This window comes from Oceanispirochaeta sp. (genome assembly GCF_027859075.1).
Lineage (GTDB): Bacteria > Spirochaetota > Spirochaetia > DSM-2461 > DSM-2461 > Oceanispirochaeta.
In genome coordinates this window covers 1-5,117 of sequence record NZ_JAQIBL010000244.1, presented here as the reverse complement: position 1 = coordinate 5,117, position 5,117 = coordinate 1, and the positions used below count along the sequence as shown (strand labels likewise).

The window sequence follows — 5,117 nt, the reverse complement described above, 5'->3', positions numbered from 1 at the left end:
CTATCATTGAGAACAACCTAAATATATTAAAACTACTGGAATGCTATAACACATATTATTTGAGAACCTCCCAATGACCGCCTTTGTCCGGTCCGACTCGCTTGATTTTATTCTGACTTTGCAGTGCTGCAATGTTCGTAACCGCTAATATAGGCCCATCTACCAATAGCTGAGATTTCCAGTCATTTTCTATTCATCAGGAGTAGACAATGAAAAGAAGAACAGCAGAAGATTGGGATACAATTATCCAAGACTATATGAAATCAGGGCTTTCCCAGAAAGAGTATTGCCAGAAGTATCATTTAAATTATTATACTCTTCGTGATCAGCGTATAAAAAGGGAAAGATCTGTCCCGACAAAGAAACTGATCCGGATAACACCTGAGAAATCAATTCCCATTATGGTGCCAGTCGACAGCAGTGTCTCAAAGATTATTAAAATAACTCTTCCTACAGGAATGATCCTGGAAATACCAGCAGATATGAACCCAAAGACCATTCAGTTTTTTATCACCACTCTTTGGAACCTGATGTGATTCCGGATCTGAGTGAAACAGATATTTTTATTAAGCCTGGGAGAACAGACATGCGGAAACAGATCAATGGGCTGACAGTCATCGTTCAGGATGATATGGAGCTCAATCCATTCTCACCTTCCATCTTTCTATTCTGTAACCGGGAAAGAAAGATCCTGAAAGCACTCTATTGGGATAAAAATGGATTCTGTTTATGGCAGAAGAAGATTGAAAAAGAAAGTTTCCCCTGGCCTAAGGATGAATCCGAGGCTCAAAAAATTACTTATGAACAACTGAAGCTTCTTTTATCGGGAATCGATTTCTGGAAGGCTCATAAAGCACTGAACTATTGTGAAGTATTATAACTTCCACAAATACCATAAACTCATTATCAGATGTCAAAAATAGGATTGCCCGAGAGCCCAGAAGAACTAAAGAAACTCATTAAGGAACTGGAAAAGCAGAACGCGAATCTTAGGGGTAAGAATAAAAACCTTGAAGGCGAGAACGAAAATCTTCAGACAGATAACAAGCATCTTCAGAATAATAATGATCGGCTCAAGGAACGAGTTTTACTCTTGGAGCGTCATATTTTTGCAAGAAAAAGTGAAAAGTGGACCGTCCTTGATAAACATCAGATGTACCTCTTTGATGAGGCCGAGGCAGTCATCTCTGATAGTAATTCTGAACCAGAGGAAACAGAAATTCCGAAAGAAAAATCAAAAAAAAGAGGCCGAAAGCCCATACCGGCAGATATTCCAAGAGAAAAAGTTGTGCATAACTTAACCATAGAAGAGAGGACATGTTCCTGCTGTGGTAAATTGCGTCCGATAATCGGCTATGAAACATCAGAAGAGCTGGAATATATTCCAGCACAGATAAAAGCAAAGGTTCATGAACGGGAAAAGTGCGGTCCTTGTAATTGCGCTGACTCTGAGAATTCGGAAGAGGTTCCTATCATCACGGCAAAGGCTCCCCCTCGAATTATGCCTGGGAGTATTGCATCTCCCAGTTTGCTTGCTTTTATCATAACAGGGAAATATTGTGATTCTCTTCCTTTCTATAGGCATGAGAGGATCTTCAAGAGGCTTGGAGTTGATATCAACCGAACTAATATGTGCAATTGGACAATCAAGACAGCCTTAAAGTGTTCTGATCTTATAGATCTGATGAGAGAAAAGACCAGAGAAGGTCCTTTGATCAACATGGATGAGACCACCGTTCAGGTTCTAAAAGAATCTGGCAAAAAAGTAGATTCTAAATCTTATATGTGGGTAACGGTGGGCTCAAACTCGGGAAATAAAATTGTACTATTCAATTACTCAAGAACCCGAAAAGCGGAAATGGCTGTTAAGCTGCTGGACGGATATGGTGGTTCTATCCAAACAGATGGTTATGCTGGCTATAATGCAGCCACAAGAGCATACAAGCTGTGGCACGTTGCCTGCTTAGCCCATATCCGCAGGAAATTTGTAGACGCAGCCAAGGCGACTAAGAATGGTGGACAAGCGAATAAGGCTATCAAGTACATCAGAAAGCTTTATATCATTGAAAAAGAGCTGAGAGCGATGCAACTCACAGCTTCTGAGTTTAACAGTAACCGTCAAAATAACAGGCCATTAAAATAATCTCCAATATCTCCCATCCTATATCCCGGAGGTAATATGAAAAACAAAAGATCCCGGGAAGACTGGAAAAATGAAATAGGCAAATACAAATCGTCTGGGCTATCAATCAATGGATACTGTAGAGAAAGTAATATCAACCCTTCTACTTTCATTTACTGGAAAAAGAAGTTTGACTCTCCAGCCATTGTGGTTCCCCATCAGCTGCTAGTGAAGATATCAACCCCAATTAAATCCGAAGAGAAAATGAAACTCTCCTATAACCAGATTGTAATAGAGTTCCCTGTAGAGCTTACAACCGATGAAATCGCTGTACTGATTTCGGCATTGAAAGAGGTCTCACTATGATAGTAGATCTCTCAAAAGTCTCCATATTTGTTCGACCCGGTGTTACCGATATGAGGAAACAGATTAACGGTCTATCCATACTGGCGGAAGACGAGATGAAAAAGGACTCCGGCTCTGGAAGCTTGTTTCTATTCTGTAGCAAAGATAGAAAGAATCTAAAATGTATCTACTGGGACCGAAATGGTTTTTGCATGTGGCAGAAAAAACTGGAAAAAGATAAATTCCCTTGGCCTATGACAGAAGAGGATGCTGAAGAAATAAATCTTGAACAATTACAGCTCTTGCTCAATGGAATTGACTTCTGGAAAGCCCATAAAGAAATAAAATTCAATCAGATGAATTAAAGGGTTTTATAATTTCCCTTAAAGTAATAAAGTCTGGGAGATGAATATCAAAAATCAGGATTTAAGCCCTGAAGTTTTTAAGTATATTAAATCTCTTGAGAACAAGGTCAATGACCTGGAAAATAAACTGAACATTGCTTTAAATAGCCTCTTCGGTAGATCCAGTGAAAAAGTCAGCCCTCTACAGCCGGAACTCTTTGAAGAGTTTACTACCGAAGAATTCGAAGAAGTACTTGAAGAGCTCATAATTCCGGAGCATAAGAGGCAGAAGAAAGGCCGCAAGCCAATTGATCCATCCATACCGCGAGAAGTCATAGTGCACGATATACCTGAAGAGGATAAAAAATGTGCCTGTGGTTGCGACATGGTCAAAGTCGATGAGGTTATCACCGAAAGATTACAGATTATTCCGGAAAAAGTGTTTGTAGAACAGCATGTCCGGCCCAAATATGCCTGCCGGAATTGTGAAGGTTCTGGAGATGAGGATAAGCCGGTATTCAGAATAGCTCCTGCCCCTCCATCACTAATACCCGGTAGCATTATGACGGGTGGACTTCTTTCTTACATCCTTATCAACAAATTCTGTGATTATCTGCCTTTCTACAGACAGGAAAAACGTTTTGAACGATTTGGGGCACCCATAAGCAGGCAGAATATGTCGAACTGGACTATAAAATCCTATCGGCAACTGAAAAAAATGAACGGCCTGATGAAGAACAAAGTACGGAGCGGGCCCTTTCTTCAAATGGATGAGACAACAGTTCAGGTTCATGGAGAGGAGGGAAAATCCGATTCTTCAAAATCATATATCTGGGTAACCAGGGGAGGCCCTCCCTTAGCTCAAGTTGCCCTCTATGAATACAATAAATCTCGAAGCTCAAAATATATTAGAGAGTTTGTCGAAGGATTCTCCGGATTTCTCCAAAGTGATGGTTATCAAGGATATGACTCTGTGTTGAAAAACCAAAATAAGATAACTCATGTAGGCTGTTTAGCTCATGCCAGAAGAGAAATATATGACGCCTACAAGGCAGATCACAGGCTGAAACAGTCCAACGCAGTCATGAACAAAATACAAAGAATCTATAGCACAGAGAAAAGACTGAGACAAAAAGAGCTCACTTCTGAAGACTTTTTGATTAAGAGGGAAGCAGAGGTGAAACCCCTTCTGGATGATCTAAAAAATTGGCTCGATAAACAAAGTCAAAAGCTCCGGCCGTCCAGTAATCTTGGAAAAGCTGTTTCCTATGCACTCGGGCAGTGGCATAAGATCATAAGATACCTGGAGTGCCCATATTTGACTCCCGATAATAATGCAGCCGAGCGAACGGTAAAACCGTTTGTAATGGGTCGTAAGAACTTTCTATTTGCCGGAAGCACTGAGGGGGCAGATGCTATGTGTTTCTACTATTCACTGATTGAGACATCAAAGCTCAACGGTCTGAACCCCTATGCCTATTTGAAATGGGTCTTTGAAAAGGCTCCATGTCTATCGGACCCAGAGTATATAGAGCCACTTGCCCCATGGAACTGTGATCCAGAAGAAATCAATAAAATTATGCTCCCTGCAAATTGAATTGACGGTTACGTTTAACAGTCTCCGTCGAGAAAGGGTAATTCCAATTCTCAAAGAGTTCAGGAAATGGCTGACTGAAAAGAAAGCCTCGGTTGTTCCCTCAATGGCTTTGGGTCAAGCTGTGAATTATGCAGATTCAGAGTATATGAAGATGGTTCGATATTTAAAATAGGGCCTGCTGAATAGATCATATAAATTTACAATATAAAGATTTAGGTGTAAAATTCTCTGAGAGAGTGCACATAAAATGGGGGGTAACCCCCAAAACCCTTGCACCGGAGATGAGCATGTATAGAGAAAATAACGGAAAGCAGCAAAAACTGGAAGATTTCTATTTACCCTTTGGTGGTCATTTAAATGAAAATAACAGGTGGGTTATTTTAAGTAAAAAAGTGCCATGGGATCAGATAGAAAAAGATTATAAATATAAGTTCTCTAGTTCGGGAATGGGGGCTCCTGCAAAATCTGTAAGAATGGCACTTGGGGCCTTAATCATTAAGGAAAAATTCCAAATATCTGATAGAGAAGTTGTCGAACATATTAGAGAAACTCCCTACCTTCAATATTTTATTGGTTTGGAGGCTTACAAAGATGAAGAACCTTTTGATGCATCACTCATGGTGCATTTTAGGAAACGCCTTGATGGCCAGCTTATTAAGAAAGCAAATGAAATATTGTTTGAAGAGCATAGAGAAGAACAGCTTAAAAA

General features: G+C 40.2%; 8 protein-coding genes. All 8 read left to right on the top strand.

The window, feature by feature from the left end:
* Positions 1 to 209: 209 nt before the first annotated feature.
* The gene (locus PF479_RS13640; RefSeq protein WP_298007534.1) at positions 210 to 536 is read left to right on the top strand and encodes a hypothetical protein; all 327 of its coding nucleotides are present in this window, start codon (positions 210 to 212) and stop codon (positions 534 to 536) included.
* On the top strand, positions 533 to 880 hold the full coding sequence (tnpB, locus tag PF479_RS13635; RefSeq protein WP_298007532.1) for an IS66 family insertion sequence element accessory protein TnpB: 348 nt from the start codon (positions 533 to 535) through the stop codon (positions 878 to 880). The genes PF479_RS13640 and tnpB (PF479_RS13635) overlap by 4 nt, the downstream gene beginning before the upstream one ends.
* Positions 881 to 910: 30 nt before the next feature.
* Positions 911 to 2,143, top strand: a complete 1,233-nt coding sequence (locus PF479_RS13630; RefSeq protein ID WP_298007530.1) for an IS66 family transposase — start codon at positions 911 to 913, stop codon at positions 2,141 to 2,143.
* A 36-nt stretch (positions 2,144 to 2,179) separates the two neighbouring features.
* The gene (locus tag PF479_RS13625) at positions 2,180 to 2,488 is read left to right on the top strand and encodes a hypothetical protein (protein ID WP_298007528.1); all 309 of its coding nucleotides are present in this window, start codon (positions 2,180 to 2,182) and stop codon (positions 2,486 to 2,488) included.
* Positions 2,485 to 2,832 (top strand): IS66 family insertion sequence element accessory protein TnpB, encoded by a 348-nt coding sequence (gene tnpB, locus PF479_RS13620; RefSeq protein ID WP_298007526.1) that lies wholly within the window; start codon positions 2,485 to 2,487, stop codon positions 2,830 to 2,832. Before PF479_RS13625 ends, tnpB (PF479_RS13620) begins: the two co-directional genes overlap by 4 nt.
* A gap of 40 nt (positions 2,833 to 2,872) precedes the next feature.
* Entirely contained in the window at positions 2,873 to 4,408 is a 1,536-nt protein-coding gene (locus tag PF479_RS13615; protein WP_298007524.1) for an IS66 family transposase, read from the top strand.
* The gene (locus PF479_RS20845) at positions 4,365 to 4,580 is read left to right on the top strand and encodes a transposase (RefSeq protein ID WP_367277246.1); all 216 of its coding nucleotides are present in this window, start codon (positions 4,365 to 4,367) and stop codon (positions 4,578 to 4,580) included. Before PF479_RS13615 ends, PF479_RS20845 begins: the two co-directional genes overlap by 44 nt.
* A 115-nt stretch (positions 4,581 to 4,695) precedes the next feature.
* The coding region (locus tag PF479_RS13610) for a transposase (RefSeq protein ID WP_298007522.1) at positions 4,696 to 5,117 on the top strand (422 nt) is incomplete at its 3' end.

Coding starts and splice junctions, on each gene's coding strand:
- PF479_RS13640 (WP_298007534.1), top strand. CDS start 210: ATGAAAAGAAGAACAGCAGAAGATTGGGATACAATTATCCAAGACTAT.
- PF479_RS13615 (WP_298007524.1), top strand. CDS start 2,873: ATGAATATCAAAAATCAGGATTTAAGCCCTGAAGTTTTTAAGTATATT.
- PF479_RS13625 (WP_298007528.1), top strand. CDS start 2,180: ATGAAAAACAAAAGATCCCGGGAAGACTGGAAAAATGAAATAGGCAAA.
- tnpB (WP_298007526.1), top strand. CDS start 2,485: ATGATAGTAGATCTCTCAAAAGTCTCCATATTTGTTCGACCCGGTGTT.
- PF479_RS13630 (WP_298007530.1), top strand. CDS start 911: ATGTCAAAAATAGGATTGCCCGAGAGCCCAGAAGAACTAAAGAAACTC.